Raw genomic sequence first — 21,425 nt, forward strand, 5'->3', positions numbered from 1 at the left:
ATTGGCATTCAAGTACTGTGGCGAGGTTGGTTAAAATTACACGATCTCTGTGAGGGTTGGCAGCTTGCAAAAGAGACTTAACGGGAAAAGTCAGACTAATAATAAGTCCAATTCACCAACTTCTTGGATCAGTTCTGAAGCAGTTGTCCCCTGTCCTGCAACTACATAGGGATGATCGTAAGGGGGAATGAGTGTCAAAGAGCCATCGCGTGCTAATTTTTGGGCTAATTCTTCTCGGTTTGTTTCTTGGCGATTGTACAAAATTATCTGGGCACCATAACCACGAGTAGCAGTTTGTTTGACAGCGGGAGCATCATCAGGCATGACAATGGTGGTGGGAATATTTAGGAGTTTTCCAGCTAAAGCGATCGCTTGGGCATGATTTCCCGATGAATAGGTAAGAACGCCTGTTTGTTTCTCTGCTACCGATAGTTGCGCTAGGGCATTGTACGCACCTCTAAATTTAAATGCCCCCGTGCGTTGAAAGTTTTCGCACTTAAAAAACACTTGGCTATTGGTGCGATCGTTAACGATTCTAGAAGTCAGCACAGGTGTGCGGTGGGCAATTCCCAAAATTCGTTCTTGTGCTGCTTGCACGTCAGTTATTGCAACGGAATTATGCTGTGGCATTGATGACGCTATTAAATGTTCTTGCTCTTGTTTATATAGATACAGATTTTTATATTTGTGCCTAATATGCTTGATGAAGTAGTCATTAGTCATTGGTGAGCCAGTGCGGTCTTGGGGGTTTCCCCCATGAGCAACTGGCGTTAGCGCAGCGCTAGCGAGGCACGAGCGTCACCCGAAGGGTCATTAGTTATTAGTTATTGATCAAGAGTTTTTTAGTACATACCTCGCAAGAGAGTGGGCGAAAAAAACTTTCTTAACTTCGGACTAATTTAAACCACGTTCCTTGTAGGCGTCTTATTACAAGGACTAATGACTAATGACTTTGCGAAGCGGTTTGATTGAAACATACTCATTTCAGGTGGTTAGCATCATTTTTTGTCTTCATAAATAGCTACAGCAAACATTATATATTGCTGTAGCTAAATTTATAAAACTTCAATTAATTCAAGTTAGTTTTGTCAGATGAATCAAACATCCGAAAGTCGGGAAAAAAAAACTGCTCTAATTACAGGAGCGGCTAGTGGAATAGGCTATCAATTAACCCAGATTTTTGCTCGTCATAGCTATAATCTTGTGTTAGTGGATAAGAATGAAGAAAAACTTACTGAAATTCTAGATGAATTTCCCCAAAAGTTTGGCATTTTTGTCAAAATTTTTGCCAAGGATTTATCTATCCCAACATCCCCAGAAGAAATTTTCACAGAACTACAGCAAGCATCCATCAAGATTGATGTACTAGTTAACAATGCTGGCTTTGGTACTTATGGAGTATTTAACGAAACAGACCTCAGCATTGAACTGAAAATGCTTCAGGTAAATATGGTCAGCCTGACTCATTTAACGAAATTGTTCCTTAAAGATATGGTCGAGCAAAAATATGGAAAAATATTAAATGTAGCCTCAGCGGCTGCTTTTCAACCAGGGCCTCTAATGGCAGTTTATTTCGCAACTAAAGCTTATGTCTTATCATTTTCAGAAGCGATCGCTAATGAATTGGAGGGCACAGGTGTTAGCGTGACTGTTCTTTGTCCAGGGCCAACAGCATCGGAATTTCAACAAACTGCTGCAATGGAAGATTCAAAGATTGCTAGCGTTAACAGAATGATGGATACGGAAACCGTTGCTAGGATTGGTTATCGCAGCTTAATGACAAACAAAACCGTTGTCGTTCCTGGGATGAGAAATAAGATATTGAGTGAAAGCGTCAGATTTACACCCAGAAATTTAGTTACAAAGGTCGTGAGAAGTATGCACGAACTTAAAAAAAATAGGTAGCCGATATCCTATACTCTTTTCAATAAAACCTAATCAACGGATTTTTTAGAGGAAAGAATCTGTTGATCAGGTTTAGCCATTTGCAAAAAATCGGTTAAGATGACGCTTTATCTACTTTGAGAGTTCTGGCGTGAAGAGAATGTGGCTTTCACCAATACTATCAAATGCAGGTGTAGACCAGCGATCAACTACTTTGCCCAGAACTGACATTTCTTGAACCAAGCGGTCAAATTTATCAGGAGTGAGAGATTGGGGGCCATCGGATAAAGCCTTAGCTGGATTGGGGTGAACTTCAATCATCAACGCATCTGTACCAGCGGCGATCGCAGCCATTGCCATAGATGGAACATATTCAGACCTACCTGTACCGTGACTGGGATCAATCATAATCGGTAAATGGGTAAGCGATCGCAACACCGGAAGCACCGATAAATCTAAAGTATTCCGGGCATATTTGCCATCAAAGGTTCTGATTCCCCGCTCACAAAGAATCACGTTTGGATTTCCAGATGCCAAAATATATTCTGCCGCCATCAGCCACTCGTCAATTGTGGCAGACATCCCTCGCTTCAGTAGCACTGGTTTATCTTGAGCGCCTACCTTTTTCAGCAACGAAAAGTTGTGCATATTCCGCGCTCCGATTTGGATTATGTCAGCTACTCTCGCTACTGCTGATAAATCGGCAGCATCCATCAGTTCTGTGACGACGCCCAAACCCGTAGCTTCCCGCGCTGCTGCTAACAAATCTAAAGCGCTTTCACCATACCCTTGAAAAGCATAAGGTGAAGTACGAGGTTTGTAGGCTCCGCCACGCAGAAACTGTGCTCCTGCTGCCTTCACCCGCTTTGCTGTCTCCACAATCATCGCTTCATTTTCAACGGAACAAGGCCCGGCTACCACTATGATCGGATGATGTTCGCCGAAATAAATATCACCGTTAGGTGTCGGTACAACAACCTGGCTGGCTTCTCCATCTCGGAATTCTCGGCTTACCCGCTTGAAAGGTTGTTGCACTCGTACTACTTGCTCAATCCAAGGGCTAAATTCCTGAACCTGTAATTTATCGATGCTAGTGGTATCACCAATTAGCCCTAGCACAACTTTATGAGTGCCAATGCTTTTTTCTACCGTGACTTTCCAAGTTTGACTCAGTTCTTGACTGATGCGAGTAATTTCCTCAACAGGCGTACCGGTCTTAAGTATGATAATCATTTGTTTTTCCTTGTGTATAGTTTGGGTGGGCTAATCTTTACAGGTCGATGCATTAATATTGCGGGTCGATGCACTGGCATTGCAGGTCAATGCATTAACATTGCGGGTCGATATACTGGAATTGCAAGTTGATGCATTAACATTGCGGGTCGATGTACTGGAATTGCAGGTCAATGCATTGGGATTGCAGGTTAAGGTGTAGGGCAGCTTTAGAAGACTTGCGTGTACACCGTAGCTCCTCGTAGGAGAGGTTCGTCTAGCGCAAAAATTCAGCAAGTTGTTCTAGTTTTGTCCAAGCTACGCCGCTTTGCAGAATTTCCTTGGCAAGGGCAATACCTTTAACACAACCTGCTAAAACATCTGTTTCCCCATGAATAGCTTCACCAACTTGGAGTGCTAGGGCTGTATTTAAAGCGACTACATCTTGCTGCGCTTGAGTGCCTTTCCCTTGGAGAACTGCCTTTAAGATTTCCGCATTTTCTAGGACATCTCCACCGCGCAAAGCCGCAGTTGGTGCAAAACTCAAACCAAGTTCTTGAGGATTCAGCGTTAGACAACGCACTTTTTTATCTTGGAGTACAGCCAAGTCAGTTACATCTGCCAAACCAGCTTCATCTAAACGTTCCCGTCCGTGGAGTGCGATCGCTTGCTGACATCCCAATTGGGATAAAGCTTGAACAATCTCCTCTAGTAAAAGCGGGTCGTTGACACCAATAATTTGCCCTGTGGGTCGCATGGGATTTACTAACGGGCCGAGCAAGTTAAAAACAGTCCGCACTTTCAAAGTTTTTCGCAAAGTAGCGATCGCTTTGAGTGCAGGATGCCAGCCAGGAGCAAACAAAAAGGTGATTCCAACTTCGCCAACTGCGGCTTGTACTTTTTCAGGAGTGGCGTTGAGATTTATACCCAAAGCTTCCAGCACATCAGCGGAACCAGTCTTGCTGGATGCCGAACGATTGCCATGTTTGGCAACCTTTACCCCAGCAGCAGCGGCGACAAAAGCAACAGCAGTGGAAATATTAAAGGTTGAAGCACCATCTCCACCAGTTCCACAGGTGTCTATTAGGGGGGTTGGGAATTGGCTACTGGGTACTGAGGATTGGGATTGCAAGATACTAGCCATGCCAACTAATTCTTGTGCAGATACGCCTTTAGCTTGAATTGCAGCTAAAATCGCTCCTGATAATGCTTGGGGAATGGCATCTGTGAGCCAACCCTCCATTAGAGCCGCAGCTTGGGAAACCGTCAACGATTGCCGATTCAGCAACTGTTGCAATAAAGCTGGCCAGTTGTAAAACTCACAAGGGATAAAGATGTTATTGGGTAAAGTTTGAGTTACAGCCATCATAGTTAGTCATTGGTCATTGGTCATTTGTCATTTGTCATTGGTTATCGGTCACTTGTGCTGAGAGAACGCGAACAGCCCCTGGTAGAGAAGCTGTTGGCGCAGCCTCTCCAAGAGTCGTATTGGTCACTGGTCATTTACGAAGGACAAATGACCAATGACAAATAACAAAAGGCAAATGACAATAAGAAGAGAAAATTAAGGAATTAAGACTTTGGCGACGGTTTGCACATCTTTGTCACCTCTGCCGGAACAATTGATGACGATGCGGAGATTGCCTGTTAACTGGGGACAAAGGGTTTCTAGATAAGCGATCGCATGAGCAGTTTCTAAGGCTGGAATAATTCCTTCTAATTGCGAAAGCCTTTGAAATGCATCTAAAGCCTGCTTATCGGTAACACTGTAATACTCGGCGCGACCATAATCCTTTAGATAACTATGCTCAGGCCCAACACCGGGATAATCCAATCCGGCACTAATTGAATGAGCTTCGATGACTTGACCGTCATCATCTTGCAGTAAATAGCTCATTGCACCGTGCAATACACCTATTTTTCCTTTTGTCAAGGTAGCAGCGTGTTTTTCTGTATTTATACCTTCACCTGCCGCCTCGACTCCAATTAAACGCACCGAAGGTTCATGCACAAACTCATTGAATAAGCCGATCGCGTTGGAACCTCCACCCACGCAAGCCAGTAAAATATCTGGTAGTCCTCCCCATTTTTCTTGGCATTGAGCGCGAGTTTCTACACCAATTACCGCGTGGAAGTCACGCACAATCATCGGGTAGGGATGAGGCCCAGCAACCGAACCCAGGATGTAATGAGTTGTTTCTACATTCGTCACCCAATCCCGAATTGCTTCAGAAGTCGCATCCTTGAGAGTTCCTGTACCTGCTTCCACTGGTCGAACTTCTGCACCCATTAATTTCATGCGAAACACATTCAGGGCTTGGCGTTCCATATCCTGGACGCCCATGTAAATCACACATTTCAAACCAAATCGCGCACACACAGTTGCAGTTGCTACGCCATGTTGACCTGCACCTGTCTCCGCAATAATCCGTTGCTTACCCATGCGCTTGGCTAGTAAAACCTGAGCCAAAGCATTATTAATTTTGTGAGCGCCTGTATGATTTAAATCTTCGCGCTTTAAATAAATTTGCACTCCCGTGCCATCTGGTCTTGCGTAATTTGCTGTCAGGCGTTCAGCAAAATATAATGGGCTGGGTCGTCCTACATAATCACGCATTAAGTTTTGCAGTTCTGCCTGAAAACTTGGCTCATTGCAATATTGGTGATACGCCGCTTCCAATTCACTTAATGCAGGCATTAAGGTTTCCGGGACATATTTACCGCCGAATTTTCCAAACCTGCCCAAAGAATCTGGTTGCACAGTTGCAGTTTTGATGTTTAGTATGCTTACCACTGTTTAAAATCCTTTCATGTTCAAGTATTTTTTACTCTCGTTCTAACTTTTTAGAACTTATGCCACAGCTGAATCATCTTTGCGTTTGATTTTTCCAAGTTTAGTAGGTATAGCCCAGTTTTCTGTGATTCAAAACGTCTATAGGGCGCACCAAATCTTGAGAGTTAAATTTTGGTAATAGGGATAGTAAATCTCCTAAGCCCGTAGCTTTGGGGGTAGACATACCGCCGTCCCAAGGCCACATTAGGTCTTTAAGATTGTGTCCATAAGGCTGACTATGACCATCAGGAGGATAAAAATCGCTACCTTGATGACCGTTGTCTTGCCATTCAGCCCAGAGGCGGTCTGCGTTCGCATGATGCAGCCAAAACACCGGGTCATAAGGCGAACTTGGTATATTACTCATCGTACCCAGACTCTTAAACTTTATGGGTCTGGTACTTGCGTCTATCTGTACCCCACCGACTAAGCCATGAATATAGTTATGTATGAATCCTCCTGGAGTGACTTTACCCTGCTCATCTACAGAGATAAATCCTTCCAAAGCAGCCCGAAATAGAGAATAGTCATTAAGACGAAGGACACGCTCAATATCTTTTTTGGGCAAAGGGTAATCACTGGCAGGAGGTAGTCGGAGAAAGCGTACAAGTGATGTACCTAAGGATGTTCCGGTATCTGTGTCAATGTTTAATGCTGGATTCATAACCCAGCCATTTGCAGCCGAAAAAGCCCCAGACTTTACAGGCCCGCCTGTAAAGTTTCCCTGATTTGGAATTTTGATGGTTACTCCTTGACCGTTAGAACCAAGAAAGTCATCATTAAAAATCACATTAAGTGCTTTGGCGTCTGTCCAATCCCAGTATGGCAGAGTAACAGTTGGGTCTACTGCTTGCAGAGCTTGTTCAAATCTGCGGATATATTCTCGATGCCAAGGGAAAAATGCGGCATTTTCATGAGCAAGTTCTTGGACGGAACTATCGGAATGCCCTTTATGGTTATGAATCAAGCGTGTTGCCCCTAGATGTATGGCAACGAATTGGTCGTAAATACTGAGCTTGCTACCTGCGGGAATTATAGTTTTTAAGGTTTTGATAGCTTTGACAAAAGCTGTTTTCTCTGCTGGTGTTAGGTCAGTTACGTTCTTTCTTACAGCTAGGTGAGCCTGTTGTGCTAGAGAATTTTGATGTTTATCTTGTTTGTCTTGCCCGTGGTCAATGGGATTATGAGCGAAGACTGTAAGCGCACAGGCACTAACTAGAAGTAAGCTATAAATGAATATTTTGACTGATTTCAGCAGGAGTTTCATTATCTTAATGGAATGAGGGGAAAGCAGGGAGCGGGGGACAGGGGGCTTTCAAGGGTAGGGGTTTTGTATTTGGTCATTTTTTGACTATTTCAGCCGATGCTTAAATCCTGAAACGAGCAAACCACGTTAAAAAATTGAGAATTTTCTCAACTATTTTCGAGATTCTAAAAAACCTACCCTTGAAAGGGGACAGGGGGCAGGGGGCAGAGGGCAGGGGACAGGAGACAGGGGGCAGAAAGAGAAATAATTGATACTAATTCCCTATTCTCTATTTCCTAAATCTGGGGGTGAATTTATCCCATCTCTTGAAGAGATGGACTTTCGCGCCGACTTTCTGTAATGGCTGTTTTAAGTTCTTGACAAAGCTTTTCTACTGCTTGCAATCCTTCAATTGGGTTACCTTCAGCTAATCTTTTAACGAAGGCGCTACCAACAATCACTGCGTCTGCACCCCATTCTTTTACTTGATGTGCTTGTTCTCCCCCTGAGATGCCAAAACCAACGCCGATGGGTTTATCGGTAACGCTTCGCAAATCTGTTAATAAATACTTTACGCGGTCTTGGATTTGAGCGCGGATACCTGTAACGCCTGTAACACTAACTAGGTAGATAAAACCCTGAGATTGACGGGCGATCGCTTCAATTCTATCTTTAGAACTGGTAGGAGCTACGAGTAAAATTACCTCAATTCCGAAAGATGCAGCAGTCTGTATTAATTCTTCTGCTTCTTCTAAAGGTAAATCTGGCACTACCAATCCTTGCACCCCAGCAGCGGCAATTTTTTCTAAAAATGACTTAATACTTCGGTGCAAAATGGGATTGTAGTAAGTAAATAGAATTATCGGCGCTTTTAGGCTAGGAGTTACAGGTTGTAACATCTCTAGCACTTGCTCTAATTTCGTGCCTTTTTGCAAAGCGCGAGTTGCTGCTGCTTGAATTACAGGCCCATCTGCCAGAGGATCGGAGTAGGGAACGCCCAACTCAATGAAGTCAGCACCATTGCGATCTAAGATACGTAAAGCCTCGACAGTAGTTTCTAAGTTAGGATCGCCTGCTGTGATAAAGGGAATTAAAGCACACTGTTGGCGATCGCGTAAAGTTTGAAAGGAAGTAGAAATAGAAGTCATACTGAAAAATAGTTAATGATTGGTTAATAGTTTTAGAATAATTAACATTTACTAATTATGCGATGCCCACGCTAAATTTTTTGTTAATGAGTCTTTGATACTGGTGAATGAGTCTTTTAGCTCCGTTAACGAGTCTTTGATACTGGTGAATGAGTCTTTTAGCTCCGTTAACGAGTCTTTTAACTCCGTCGTCGAGTATCAGAGCTTCATTTTTTTAAGTTGCAGATTCTAGTAATTAGGTAATAGGTTGGGAGCATCCCAATGCAAGCCAAAAGACACAGGACTGGTACGAAAACCCTGTACAAACCTCTTTCCTTTGTGTTCTTTGCGTCCTTTGCGGTTCGTTATTTCATTCTCCGTCTAAGTCAAAATACCGTATGAAAAGAAACTTGCACATTTGGGATGCTCCCAATAGGTTTATAGCGGTTCCCATTCAGATGCAGTACAACATTATATTGCGAGGTGTAGGGGCACGGCACTGCCGTGCCCCTACGGGTGTACCTCACGTAAACGAGAACCGCTATAAGAAAGGCTTAAAAGACTACGCACAGCTTGCTCTACATCACTTTGTTTAACTAAAGACTCTCCAATCAAAACTGCACGCGCACCAGCTTCAGCGACAAAAGATAAATCAGCAGGTGTATACAGTCCAGACTCGCTGACGACGGTAATATCCAAACTTTGTAATTGTTGTTGACGCTGTGCTAAGAGTTCCTGTGTTGTTCCTAAATTGAGAGTAAAATCTTCTAGATTGCGATTGTTGATTCCTACTAAACGTAAATCGTCAAGCTTTAGCACCCGATCTAGTTCAGCCAAGGTATGAACTTCCACTAGTGCATTCATGCCCAAATCGTGAATTACTTGTAAAAAATCTTGAAGTTCTCGATCTGATAAAATGGCGGCAATTAACAATACAGCATCTGCACCCGCTGTCCGTGCTAAATAAATTTGATAGCGGTCAATGATGAATTCCTTGCACAGTAGGGGTAATCCTACTTGTAAGCGCACAGCCCGCAGATTATCAAAACTGCCCTGAAAAAACTTTTGGTCAGTCAGGACTGATAAACAAGCTGCACCACCTCGTTCATAAGCTTGAGCAATCGCCACTGCATCAAAATCTGCGCGGATAATCCCCCGGCTAGGTGATGCCTTTTTTACCTCGGCAATTAAGCTAGGTTGGTTAGGATTTTCCTGCAAAGCAGTCAGGAAATTTCGCACAGTCGGGGCTGCATTTAACTGTTGTCGCAAAGAAGCTAAAGGCAGTTCTTGCTGCATTTTGGCGACTTCTTTCTTTTTATGCAACACAATTTCTTCAAGAATATGGCGGGGAGGGGCAACTCGGTTAGTCATAATCTGTTATTGAGCAAGGGGAGCAGGGGAGATGAGGCAGGGGGCAGGGGGAGAATAATTAATAACCAATGCCTAATGACCAATGACTAATGACCAATGACTAATGACTCTTTGGTTGTATATGCACACACCACATTTTTAATGATTTCCAGACCAACTTCTCCCGATAAAGTCATGATTGATTCTGGATGAAACTGAACGGCGGCGATGGGAAGTGTCTGATGTTCAATGCCCATAATCACGTCGTCATCAGAAATCGCTGTTACTTTGAGTTCTTTCGGCAAACGTTGCGGTAGAGCGAACAATGAGTGATATCTACCTACTGTAAAGGATTCTGGTAAATTGTTGAAGGTTACGGAATCTGAATCTGTAACAAAAATCCGTGAAGATTTACCATGTTGAGGATAGTTGAGAACTCCCAATTCTCCATCAAAAGCTTCAACGATGCCTTGCAGTCCCAGACAAACTCCGAAAATAGGAATTTGGCGATGAAGAAGGGCACCGACAGTCTCTGGAACCCGAAAATCACTTGGTCTACCAGGGCCAGGAGATAAAACAACTAAGTCAGGGCGTTCTGTGTCGAATAGCGATTCTGAGAAACCATGACGGAGTGTGGTAACACTTGCACCAGTTTGGCGAATGTAATTGGCTAGGGTATGAACAAATGAGTCTTCATAGTCTATTAATAAGATGCGTTTGCCAGGTTTTACACCTGAAATGCGTTTACTTAATTTTATGGAACTGGACTGATGAATTTTCTGACTAGTTTGCTTAACACGCCGAATCGTCTCAAATAAAGCAGCACCTTTAGTGATTGTTTCTTGTTCTTCTGCTTGGGGTATCGAATCATATAGGACAGTAGCACCAACTCGCACTTCGGCGATGCAGTCTTTTAATCGAATTGTCCGCAGAATTAATCCAGTATTTAAATTCCCATTGAAATTTAAATAGCCAACTGCTCCACCATACCAACGTCGGGCGCTACGTTCATGCTGTTCAATAAAATCTATTGCTGCTCTTTTGGGTGCGCCGGTGACTGTAACTGCCCAAGTATGGCTCAAGAATGCATCTAAAGCATCAAATTGCGATCGCAGTGTCCCCTCAACATGATCTACTGTATGAATTAAGTGGCTGTATAATTCAATTTGGCGACGCCCGATAACTCGTACTGAACCAGGTTCGCAGATGCGGGATTTGTCATTGCGATCGACATCAGTACACATCGTCAACTCAGCTTCATCTTTGTGTGAGTTGAGTAACTGACGAATTTGCACCGCATCATCAAGAGCATCTTTTCCCCGGCTAATAGTACCACTAATTGGGCAGGTTTCCACCCGCCTACCTTCAACCCGCACAAACATTTCTGGAGATGCACCAATCAGATATTCTCCACCTAAATTAAAAATAAACCCATAAGGACTAGGATTTATTTCCTTTAAAGTTTCAAATAGCTTGCTGGGTTCTTCTTCATAGCCCTCAAAAAAGTTTTGACTAGGAACTACTTCAAATAAATCGCCTCGGCGGAAATAATCGAGTGCAACCTCAACTTTTTTCGCATATTCGCCTACTTTATGGCCAGCAGTTTGATTTGGTAGAAGCTGTTTTCCACGATAATCAACAGACTCACCTGTTCGAGGAAGATTATTAGTGCTGCCATGCGCTGTTTCAAATTCATATTGGAGACGAAATGCGCGTTGCTGATAGTAGTCAACAACTATCAGTTCATCAGGGAGATAAAGTACCAAATCGCGCTGATCTGTAGGACGTTCTAGACGTTGGGTAATTGGTTCAAACTGGAAAACTAAGTCGTAACCAAAAGCACCGTACAATCCTAAATGCTCGTCTTCTTGACTAGAAAAAGTATGTAGGATTTCCCGGACAACAGTAAATACTGAAGGTTGTTTACTCCGTTCTTCTTCAGCAAATAATTTTTTTGCAGGTTTAACAAAGCCGATAAGACAGTTATTATCTTGGGTAACTTTCTCAAGTTGTTTTGACTTGCATAAGCACTCAAATAGTAATGGTAAAAGTACTCGACCGCGTTCATTTAACGCTATCAAAGTGAAATAATTTTCCTGTGTAGTTAATTCCAATGGTGGATTGACAAACCCAATCGCCCATCTCTTGTATCTCCCTGGATATTCGTAGCTGCTCCTTAACAAGCCTCCACGCTGAGAATTTAAGTAGAAGAAAATATCTTCAAGGGCAGTGTCCATCTTCACTTCGGTGATCGAGCGATAAACACTTACACCACCAAGGGTTTTGTAGGAACGTGAATCAAAAATCATGGGTAATTTATCTGAAATAGTTATTAGTCAATCCTTCATCAATAACCATTAATCATTGTTAGTAGTTATTTTTAGTTCAAGAACAAATTTAGATAATTTGATGTCACTCTCAGCCAACCTACTTTAATCGGTATATTATTTGTAAAAAATGTAATTAAATTTTTGCTTCTTATCATGACTTACGCAAAATCATGATAAAACGAACCGCAAAGGACGCAAAGGAATAAGAGTTTCAGAGAGTTCTTGTGTAAGTCCTGCTTATTTAAGAGTACTAGATATCAAGCAGATAATACATTGAATAATTTTTAGATTGGGTGTCAATTTATTCGCTTTTTATACTGCTTTTCTAGTACTTTTCCTCTTAACGCCGTTTAAAAGTCTCCACCTCACAAATTCGCAGCGAAAAAAAATTATCTCCCATCAAACCTCTGCGTTACTTTGCGCTTCCCTCAGCTACTTGGAGCGTTTAAAATTCAATTCTAAAACTCTCGCAACAGCGATATTGCTTGCCTGTACAAAGACAAATCCACCTGATGAACTTCAATTCCTTTTCCAATACGTCGTAGCAACGTTAAAGTCAATTCTCCACCCAAATGTTCGCGGAACTCAGTCAAACCCCGGAACAGACAATGAGGATGTTCCAGTTGTGATAACTTCTGGGCTAATTCTGGCACATACAATGTAAAACCTAATGCCAACAAAGTATTCAGTATCCGTTGCCACTCTGAGCAATCTAGTAGTCCTAATAGATAGGAATAAGTGCTATCCAAAGCAATACCGATCGCAACTGCTTCGCCATGACGCAAGCGATAATCTGTCAAATGCTCCAGTTTATGAGCCGCCCAATGTCCAAAATCCAGGGGACGAGACGAACCCATTTCAAAAGGATCGCCACTGTTGGCAATGTGTTCTAAGTGCAACTGGGCGCAACGATAGATGATCTGTTGCATAGTGTCCATGTCTCGCCGCACAAGGGCTGCGGTGTGCAAATGGATAAAATGAAAAAAGTTAGTATCCTTAATTAACGCCACTTTGATTGCTTCTGCAATTCCAGAACGCCAATCGCGATCGTCTAGGGTTGTCAAGAACGCAGAGTCATTTACAACTGCATAAGGTGGCGCAAATGTGCCCAGAAAGTTCTTTTTACCAAAGGCATTGATGCCGTTTTTTACTCCAACCCCGGAATCATTTTGTGCTAACACAGTCGTAGGAATGCGGATAAGACGAATTCCCCGGTGAGCAGTTGCAGCAGCATATCCTACCAAATCCAACACAGCCCCACCTCCGATCGCTAATAGGTAGGAGTGGCGACATAATCCGGCTGCTTCAATCAGTTGGTGGATTTGCTCTAGCACAGTGGGATCATTTTTGGCAGCTTCTCCTCCCGAAATTATCATTGGTTGGGCTGCGATCGCTAGTATCTCTGCATAAAACTTGGTATACGCTACTAATTGCTTAACCAATTCAGGTTGATACTGCAATATTCCTGCGTCTACTACTGCTACTACCTTCTTCGGCTTTGTCTCTCCATCTGCTGTAATCACTTGGGCTAAGGTAGGGTTTTTCAACTCAAATAAATTTTGGGTGAAGTAAACCTCGTAGTTGAAACTAACCGAAACACGTTGATGAATTGGTTGCAGATTGAATCTACTTTTTTGCCTGATGTCAACTATCATATTTTTGCTGATATATCTATAAGTTAATATTTGTCTGCATCTGTGGTTTCAAATCTCGTTGAACCGTTTTGGCAGTTGTATTTAAAGGCTGGAGAAAAGTTTTGATTTTATCTTCAAAAAAGCTTTGAGTATTTTCAAATTCTTGAATTAATGCGTCTCTATCTTTCCTGGCCACCAGTTTTGCCAAACGGCTGTAAGTATTAGCTAAAAAGCTAATTGCATCACACCTTTCCTCTGTAGCTAGCATAATATCCACACACAAGTGAGGGTTTTGGGAAAACAAACGTTTAACAATGTCAATTTCTTGACGGTAGTTAGGAGTTGACATTGTTAAGCTCTGCTCTATGTCAATTCTTGCATGTGCCAAGAAAACACCAAGACTAAATCTACAGAAGTGCTGCGTTGCTTGAACAATCACCATCATTTGATCGTGTTCTTCAGGTGTGGAAACAATTAACTCTCCACCTTGACTTTTAATAAAGTCTAAAAACCATTGAAATGAATCATCGTTTCGACCTGGACATATCACCACTTTTTGTCCGAAGAACGATTTGATATTTGGCCCAAACATTGGGTGTAAGCCCATGACCGGGCCTGAATGGTGTTCGAGCATTGCTTGAGTTGCCTGAGTCTTTACGCTCGTGATGTCACACAAAGCTGTATTTGGGGCAAGGTATTTAGCTGCACGCTTGATAACATCAACTGTATATTCAATGGGAACGCTTACTAAGACTAATTCTGCCTGACTCAACAGTTGATCTGCATACTCCCAATCCTCGTATTCGAGAACGCTAACATTGTGACCTACTAGCGAAAGTTGCTCTTTAAATAATCTTCCCATCCTGCCATGTCCACCGATGATCGTAATTTGTCGGGGCCTGACATGATTTATTGCAGATTTAGGAATCAGAGTCGCATGAAAACTCTTGAGCACACTTGCCCAAACAGACTCAGGAATACCAGCTTCAGCAAGTAGGGGAGCCACATCAGCCAGTTGTTCATCTAAAGAAGGAAATTCTGATGCTGCTAATAATGATAGGCGATCGCTCAGTAGGGCGATCAAGCTTTGGTCAGTTTTTTTAAGCTGATCTGAATCAGAGGATTTCAAAGACATTTTTCTTGTCCCCAATTTTCAAATATCAACAAGTGATTCTTTAGAATTCATTTCGGGCAAGATATCCAAAGTTGTTGCTCTTTTGGCAATCACATCAGCAAATAACTCTTCATACCGATCTAGCGCTTGCTCAAAGGAATAGTTTTCTACTGCAAACTTTCTCCCTTTACGCCCTAATTGCACTGCTAGTTCCGGCTGATTATATAAATCCAATACAGCAGCGGCCAAAGCATCTGCTGACTCTGGCTCAACGATAATGCCGCCACCACTTTCTTTGATAGCTTTGGCAGCAGTCCCAGCGGCGGGAACTGAACCGACAATTGGGCGACCACTGGCTAACAGTAGTGGTATTTTAGAAGGCATATTGAAAGAAATCACATTGCACTTTTGCACAATCAACCCGATATCAGCAGCTGCCAACATTTGCGGTAGTTTTTCTCGCGGTTGCAATGGTAAAAGCAAAACGTTATCTGCCCCACAAGCAAGACAATGTTTTTGTAACCTTTCGAGAGCTTGGGATTCGCCTGCGATCGCAAAGACAATATCATTAATATGACGCAAGCGAGCTGCTGCTTCTACTACTGTTTCCAAACCTTGCGTCAGAGCAATATTACCTGAATAAAGCACTACAAATTTACCATCTAGTTGATGGGTAGCTCTCCAAGAGTTATTCTCCGGCGGTAAAGGGCGGATAAAATTCAGATTCACCCAATTTGGAATGCAGGCAATTTTATGAGCAGGTACACCTTTATTTATTAAATTATCCACAAAGCCATCGGCAATCACGCTAATGGTATGTGCAGTTCGGTAGGCAAATTTTTCTAAGGCTTCCAGAGCTAGAATCATCAACTTATTTTTAATTAGCCCAACACGCACAGCAGCTTCCGGAAGGATATCTTGCACATTCAGCACTACTGGGCAGTTGTATAGCCAACCTATTAAGGTTGCAGGTAAGCAAACTAATAGTGGCGGTACTGTTAAGAGAATTACATCAGGTCGTTCGCCCTTGAGCGCCTGTGGCAAACTCGTAAAGACAAAGCTCAACTCTAGCAGTAGCCGGTCTACAAGGTTAGGTTTAGATTTAATCCGCAGGTAACTACGCTGAATTCTGACACCATTTTTTTGTTCAGTAACGTATAACTTACCTCGATATCCATCGTAAATCTGACGCTGAGGATAGTTAGGCATACCTGTGATTACCCGCACTTGATGCCCTCGCTTCACTAGCCCTTCTGCTAGTTCAGTCATCAAAGGTGCAATACCAATTGGCTCTGGATGATAGTTATATGAATAAATCAGAATCTGCATGAGCTGTTAATGTCCTGGAAGCACCTTGATAATGTTGGCTTTGTTGGGTTACCCAGTTTTTATCTCCCTTGTTTTGAAAATTTCTTAGGGGAGCCAGTAGGGTGTGTTACCGCGAAGCGTAACGCACCAAAATTATTGAGATGGTGTGTTATACCCTTGGCTAACCCACCCTACGAAACTGTTACTCAAGCATCAAAACTCAGCACTGTTTTTGCAGTTCCTTCTCTAAACTGAAGACTGGCTTTTGTTGCCCGCGTTTCTTCAATGTAATGGTAGCAGCCCCAAATCCAAGCAATGCTAAACCCAATATTGAACTAGGTTCAGGTACTTTAGTTGTGCCTTCTACGTTTAACACTTGGACGCGACCTTGGAAGAAATCGCCGACATAAAGCTTGCCATCTTTGAGGGCTGTACCACCCGTCCAGTTAAATCTGCCGGGAGTGAGGTCGAGGGGGTTGCCAAATGGGGGGTCAGTTAATCCTGGAGGCGGGACTGGTTTGCCTGATGCATCTAGGGCTGGTTGACCGTAGGAAGTCAAGAATTTACCGTTTTTATCAAACACCTGAACGCGGCTATTGATAGCATCAGCTACATAAACATTCTCTTGGTCGTCCACTTCGATACCAATTGGGTTAAGAAGCTGTCCAGGTCCGCTACCTGCTGAACCAAATGTGTACAGAGGTTTTCCATTTGGATCGAGTACTTTAATGCGGTTGTTATACTGGTCAGCTAGAAAGATATTTCCACTGACTGGGGAAATTCTTACACCTGCTACACCTTGAGTTTCTCCAAGCCCAGTGCCCACAGTGCCACCAATCACACCAATTTGCTTTCCGTCAGGTGTGAATTTAAGGATTCTTTCGCCGTTGAAATCACCAACGTACACGTTGCCAGTTTTGTCAAATGTCACACCGGATGGTCCAAAGAAAAGCCTACCTGGTATCAGAGGGGTAAAATCTCCATTTGCAAAGGATCTAATAAAGTTACCCTGAGAATCGAATTGATTCACGCGGTTGTTGTGAACATCACCTGCATACAAATCCCCTGTTACGGGATTAAAGTCTACAGTTGTTGGCTCGTCAAACTGTCCGGGTCCTGTGCCGCCGGAGCCAATTGCTCCAATATACTGACCGCTGGGACTAAATTTTTCAATTTTGTCACCGAGGTTGTAGTTAGGAGTACCATCCGGGTTTACACCGCGTCCGTTAGATATAAGGGTATTCCCTTGGCTATCCACCGCTATGCCTTGGGGAACAAACAGTTGCCCAGGGCCGAAGCCTGGTTCACCGATACTTCTGTCGTAAGTTAATGTTACAGCCTTGGCTTGGGCTGCTGTTGCCAACACCATGAATCCAGTACCGAGAATGCCGATTGACAAATTTTTGACTAATCCCATGAGTTTGAAGTCCTGGTTGTATGAGTTATACTCTTTCCTAGACTAATTTTGTTCCCAGTCCCAGTTTGGGAACCCGGAAATTTGGGCTGCTGCCTCTTGTTTGAAATGCAACTTTCTGTGTGAGGCAGCAGCCTATTTTGTAAGCATTCCCTGACAGAGCCAGGGAAAGAGGAATTAGACAGTCTCTGCTTTGGCTAGCAACTCTTCACCCAACTTTTCTTGGCGTTTGCGCTTGGCGCGAGCAGCAGTTGCGCCTACACCAGCAAGTGCTAATAAGCCGACTATTGAACCTGGTTCGGGGACTACTTGTGTAACGATACCATCCACCCGAACAACCTCCCCTCGTCCTTTGCCGACACCCTGATTGGTAATATAAATCTTGCCGTCAGGGCCAATAGTAATTCCATCAGCCGAATCTAGCCCTTGACCTGCTGCAACAAGTGTTGTACGAGTGCCATCAGGAGCAACTTGGATCAGAGAACCGGGTAAATCTGTGATGTCACCCCCTAACTGGGACTTGTCGCTGAACTGTAAAACCAACAAATTGCCTTTCTTATCAAAGGTTAGGTCTGTGATGTGTGTAAACCCATCTAGAAAAACTTCTGGTTTGAGATCATCGCCAATGCGGAAAATCCGTGATTTACCTGCTGGATAAGGAAAACCTGTATATTCGCCAACGTATAAAGCTCCATCGGGACCAATTGTGCCACCTGTGGGTACTGATTGAATTGCTGTTTTTCCTCCTGGAAGCTCCTGTAATAGCCCAGGAGGTAATTTTAATCCTGGTGGCAAGTCGGAGTTACTAATGACGTTTTTAGGAATTGCGATCGCCTCAGACTTACTTCCATCAAGTTTAATTTTGTAAGCAGCGTTCCCGCCCCCATCAACGACATAAGCATTATCGCCATTAATAGTCAGATCATAGGGATTGGTAACCACATCCCCTTTGTCTGGATTTTTGGTGATTTCATTCTTGGCAAAGTCAAAAATACTCTTGAGAGCTCCCGTCTTCAAGTCAACTTTGTACAGTTGTGCTAAAAGCGGGCTATTCAGTACTTTATCGGCTGTTGATGGCGGGAAACTACCAAGTTGATTTTGTGGGATAGGGGATTGAGTACCTAGTTTAAATGCTTCTGAATCACGGTTTCCTGGATAACCAGCATAGCCAGTCAGAAGATAAGCATTCCCTTTAGAGTCGAATTCCACGTCTTCAATACCGGCCCCTTGGTTGCCAGTGGGTTGTTCTGCTAGAGACTCAAAGTTATTAAGTAGACGCTGTGTGGTACCGTCTGGTGAAACTTTAACCAGTGAACTAGTGTTACCAGCACAGATAGGCTGAAACAGCGTACTCGGAGATGGTTGGCAATTTCCGTTTCCTCCGATACCTGGCTCTGCTACGTAGAGACTGCCGTCAGGGCCAAAGCTAACACCCCGTGCATTACTGACTCCTTCGACTATTGGCTTTAGGCTTACAGCTTGTGCAGATAGTGTTCCACAAATAGCGGTAAAACAAAATGTAAGAGATGTAAGAGCAAATGACTTGAGTTTCATACCTTTGGAAATTGTGAATTTAGTAATTTGTTTGTGGAAACTTTTATGGTTTTAAAGACAAGGAATCCCAGTCTTTGAGAAACGCAGGGTAGACAATGCCCTTTTTGAGAGGCACTGATATTGGTTTGAAACTCTTTACTTGAGCGCCATAACTCTATCTATGAGTGGTTGGGTAGGTCTTTTCTTGTGCAACCAACCAACGCCCAAAGCACCTATAGCTAATACACCTAAAGCAGAATCAGGTTCAGGGACAGACTTGATATTTTCAATTCTGAGAACTTGTCCCTGTCCTGGGCGATCGCCTCGGTTTGTGACGTATACTGCACCATCAGAACCAATAGTCAAGGCACTAGGCGACTCTAATCCATTGCCACTCAGAAGAGTTGTGCGTGTCCCATCGGTAGCTATTTTGATTACAGAACCATCAAGATTACCCTTCCAGGCTGACTGATTGGCGTACTGCAAAGCATACAAATTGCCCGTAGTATCAAATGCCAAGTCTGTGAGTTGGGTAAAACCATCTGCAAAGACTGTTGGTTTTCCATCAGCACCAACTCGATAGATTTTTGCCCCACCTTCTGGGAAGGGAAAACCAGTAAATTGGCTGACATAATAAGCACCATCAGGGCCTTTTACTACACTTGAGGGTACTGGTTGAGTTGCAAACTGCGATTGCGGTAGTTCATTTTCAGATGGCACCTGTGCAGGTTCATTTGATGGAGTATCGTCAGGTGGAAAGATGGGATTACTCAATATGTCTTGAGGAAATGTGGTAATAGCTTGCAAATTCCTGTTACCAGTATTCACACTTAGTAAGTCGTTTGCGCCTGCATCAGCTGCAACCAACTTATTGCCATCTATTACAAAACGCAAGGGATTGCTATCTACATCACCACCATCAGGATTGTTGGCGAGTTCATAGTTAGCTAAATCAGCAACACTCGTCCAGGAATTGGTCTTAAAGTCGGGAGCGATAATTTTACCGAGGTCAGTCTTACCTAAATTGCGATCGCGAAAGGCTGGATTAGCCCCATACCCAATCAGAACATAAGGTTTACCTGTAGCATCAAATTGGATATCACGAGGGCCAGCGCCTCCAGTACCATCTGGTAATGCTAAGGAAGGAAGTCCTGTAAGTATCCGCTTGGTCTTACCATTCTCAATTTTGGTAACTGCACCACTTCTGCCATAGCATAAAGAATCGCCTTGACCACTTGGTGGTGGAACACAAGCTCCACTTCCCCCTATTCCCGCCTCTGTAACATAGAGATTACCATCAGGGCCAAAGCTCAGACCACCGGCATTATATAGACCGTCAGCAATTACCGAAAATGATGTAGCTGAGGCAGCTTTCATTCCCGAAAAAGCGGCAACACAAAAAGTGAGGAAAGTAATAGTAAGTTGTTTCAGTTTCATGTGTTGCAATGTTGCTTCTTAGCCCTTTAACTAGTTACTAGCCACTAGTGAATCTTGAATTTTTGGTAGGTAGCTCATTCCCCGGTCAAATGATTTCAGATTGCCAGCTTTGGCTTCGAGCAAACGTTTGATATTCATGCTCTCAGCCCCAAAGTCTTCAATTTGAAGTTTGCCGTGGCTGACAGATCCATCTGTTTTCCAGAATGTAATCCGATGTAGGATAAAACCAGAAGCTTCCGGATCAGCGAAAGCATAGGCAGTTGGAATAAGTAGCGCTACAGAGCGCTGATAATATTCGTAGTCTGGATAAAAGTGTTCTTGTTCAACCAAATAGTATTTACTCAGACTATGAACTCGCACAGAAACTTTTACCTTCTGGTCATATTCATCTTTGAAATCGCCTGATTCAAGACCAATCTCGCCATTTGGTCGGAGTAAATGCGCCCACTCATCTATGTTTCGTAAGTCTTTTAAATATTCAATGCCGATTTCAATTGGGGCATCAACATAAATGGTGTCTGTATCAATAAAGTGGCGTCCTTTGGCTGCTGCGGTAAGACCAGCCTTGCGTTCTAAATTACCTTTGAGAGAACGACATTCAGAAGTGTGTACTGTATGAATTCCCTGCATAATCATCTGAGTCTGCCGTTTTGGATCGACAAAGCTCAACCAGTGAAAGTACACGCCTTTTTCATCTGTCCCCGGCTCGATGTAGTCTGTAGGAAACAACAAGACAGGGTAAACCTGAAAATATTTTTGATACTCTAATCCGCAGTGCCACTCAATGCCATAAAATAGCGGATTTTCTAACTTTTTAACATGATAGTAAAGATTTTTGTGATAACCAGATGCAGTTCCGAGCCAGGTATCTTCGTCAATTTGCTCTTTCATCCGGCTATAAAGCGTCCATTCGTCCAAGTTCTTTAAACTACAAAGGTAGTCAAAGGCGCTCTCTGGTGAAGTAGCAATGTAAGCTGATGTCGCAAAGGTATTTTTTTCCACG

At 43.2% G+C, this 21,425-nt stretch carries 16 protein-coding genes and 1 pseudogene; 2 read left to right on the forward strand and 15 right to left on the reverse strand.

Annotated elements, in window-relative coordinates; translation table 11 throughout:
* Window positions 1-93: 93 nt before the first annotated feature.
* Window positions 94-630: pseudogene (locus tag V7L29_RS17290) on the reverse strand (pyridoxal-phosphate dependent enzyme); the annotation flags it as partial.
* A gap of 462 nt (window positions 631-1,092) precedes the next feature.
* Here V7L29_RS17290 and V7L29_RS17295 point away from each other — a divergent pair.
* Window positions 1,093-1,905, forward strand: a complete 813-nt coding sequence (locus V7L29_RS17295; RefSeq protein WP_334693733.1) for an SDR family NAD(P)-dependent oxidoreductase — start codon at window positions 1,093-1,095, stop codon at window positions 1,903-1,905.
* A 111-nt stretch (window positions 1,906-2,016) separates the two neighbouring features.
* Here the strand turns inward: V7L29_RS17295 and aroF are convergent, their stop codons facing one another.
* Complete coding sequence (gene aroF / locus V7L29_RS17300; protein WP_334736258.1) at window positions 2,017-3,117, reverse strand: 3-deoxy-7-phosphoheptulonate synthase; 1,101 nt, start codon at window positions 3,115-3,117, stop codon at window positions 2,017-2,019.
* A gap of 58 nt (window positions 3,118-3,175) precedes the next feature.
* On the opposite strand from aroF, the gene V7L29_RS17305 reads away from it, so the two are divergent.
* Complete coding sequence (locus tag V7L29_RS17305; RefSeq protein WP_334736259.1) at window positions 3,176-3,319, forward strand: hypothetical protein; 144 nt, start codon at window positions 3,176-3,178, stop codon at window positions 3,317-3,319.
* A gap of 54 nt (window positions 3,320-3,373) precedes the next feature.
* On the opposite strand, the gene trpD is transcribed toward V7L29_RS17305, so the two are convergent.
* The 13 genes from trpD to scyC all read right to left on the reverse strand — a co-directional run bounded on the left by trpD (window position 3,374) and on the right by scyC (window position 21,424).
* The gene (gene trpD / locus V7L29_RS17310; RefSeq protein WP_334736260.1) at window positions 3,374-4,465 is read right to left on the reverse strand and encodes an anthranilate phosphoribosyltransferase; all 1,092 of its coding nucleotides are present in this window, start codon (window positions 4,463-4,465) and stop codon (window positions 3,374-3,376) included.
* 195 nt (window positions 4,466-4,660) lie between these two features.
* Window positions 4,661-5,890: a tryptophan synthase subunit beta gene (gene trpB / locus V7L29_RS17315; RefSeq protein WP_334693736.1), complete on the reverse strand. Its 1,230-nt coding sequence runs from the start codon at window positions 5,888-5,890 to the stop codon at window positions 4,661-4,663.
* 100 nt (window positions 5,891-5,990) lie between these two features.
* Window positions 5,991-7,196 carry a tyrosinase family protein gene (locus V7L29_RS17320; protein ID WP_334736261.1) on the reverse strand — a complete coding sequence of 402 codons (1,206 nt, stop codon included), beginning with the start codon at window positions 7,194-7,196 and terminating at the stop codon, window positions 5,991-5,993.
* 293 nt (window positions 7,197-7,489) lie between these two features.
* Window positions 7,490-8,323 (reverse strand): tryptophan synthase subunit alpha, encoded by an 834-nt coding sequence (trpA, locus tag V7L29_RS17325; protein ID WP_334693738.1) that lies wholly within the window; start codon window positions 8,321-8,323, stop codon window positions 7,490-7,492.
* A 489-nt stretch (window positions 8,324-8,812) separates the two neighbouring features.
* Complete coding sequence (gene trpC / locus V7L29_RS17330; RefSeq protein ID WP_334736262.1) at window positions 8,813-9,673, reverse strand: indole-3-glycerol phosphate synthase TrpC; 861 nt, start codon at window positions 9,671-9,673, stop codon at window positions 8,813-8,815.
* A gap of 86 nt (window positions 9,674-9,759) precedes the next feature.
* Complete coding sequence (locus V7L29_RS17335; RefSeq protein ID WP_334736263.1) at window positions 9,760-11,961, reverse strand: anthranilate synthase; 2,202 nt, start codon at window positions 11,959-11,961, stop codon at window positions 9,760-9,762.
* Window positions 11,962-12,440: 479 nt separating this feature from the next.
* Complete coding sequence (locus tag V7L29_RS17340) at window positions 12,441-13,637, reverse strand: 3-dehydroquinate synthase (protein WP_334736264.1); 1,197 nt, start codon at window positions 13,635-13,637, stop codon at window positions 12,441-12,443.
* Window positions 13,638-13,653: 16 nt separating this feature from the next.
* A complete protein-coding gene (gene tyrA / locus V7L29_RS17345) occupies window positions 13,654-14,751 on the reverse strand; it encodes a bifunctional chorismate mutase/prephenate dehydrogenase (RefSeq protein ID WP_334736265.1) in 1,098 nt (365 codons plus the stop codon).
* Window positions 14,752-14,769: 18 nt separating this feature from the next.
* A complete protein-coding gene (locus V7L29_RS17350) occupies window positions 14,770-16,059 on the reverse strand; it encodes a glycosyltransferase family 4 protein (protein WP_334736266.1) in 1,290 nt (429 codons plus the stop codon).
* 199 nt (window positions 16,060-16,258) lie between these two features.
* Window positions 16,259-17,455 carry a scytonemin biosynthesis PEP-CTERM protein ScyF gene (gene scyF / locus V7L29_RS17355; protein ID WP_334736267.1) on the reverse strand — a complete coding sequence of 399 codons (1,197 nt, stop codon included), beginning with the start codon at window positions 17,453-17,455 and terminating at the stop codon, window positions 16,259-16,261.
* A 174-nt stretch (window positions 17,456-17,629) separates the two neighbouring features.
* Window positions 17,630-19,006, reverse strand: coding sequence for a ScyD/ScyE family protein (locus tag V7L29_RS17360; RefSeq protein ID WP_334736268.1), 1,377 nt, complete (start codon window positions 19,004-19,006; stop codon window positions 17,630-17,632).
* 135 nt (window positions 19,007-19,141) lie between these two features.
* Entirely contained in the window at window positions 19,142-20,422 is a 1,281-nt protein-coding gene (locus V7L29_RS17365; protein WP_334736269.1) for a ScyD/ScyE family protein, read from the reverse strand.
* 30 nt (window positions 20,423-20,452) lie between these two features.
* Window positions 20,453-21,424, reverse strand: a complete 972-nt coding sequence (gene scyC, locus V7L29_RS17370) for a scytonemin biosynthesis cyclase/decarboxylase ScyC (RefSeq protein WP_334693747.1) — start codon at window positions 21,422-21,424, stop codon at window positions 20,453-20,455.
* Window position 21,425: the final 1 nt, after the last annotated feature.

Origin of the sequence: Nostoc sp., from assembly GCF_036916575.1 — a bacterium.
Taxonomy (GTDB): domain Bacteria; phylum Cyanobacteriota; class Cyanobacteriia; order Cyanobacteriales; family Nostocaceae; genus Nostoc.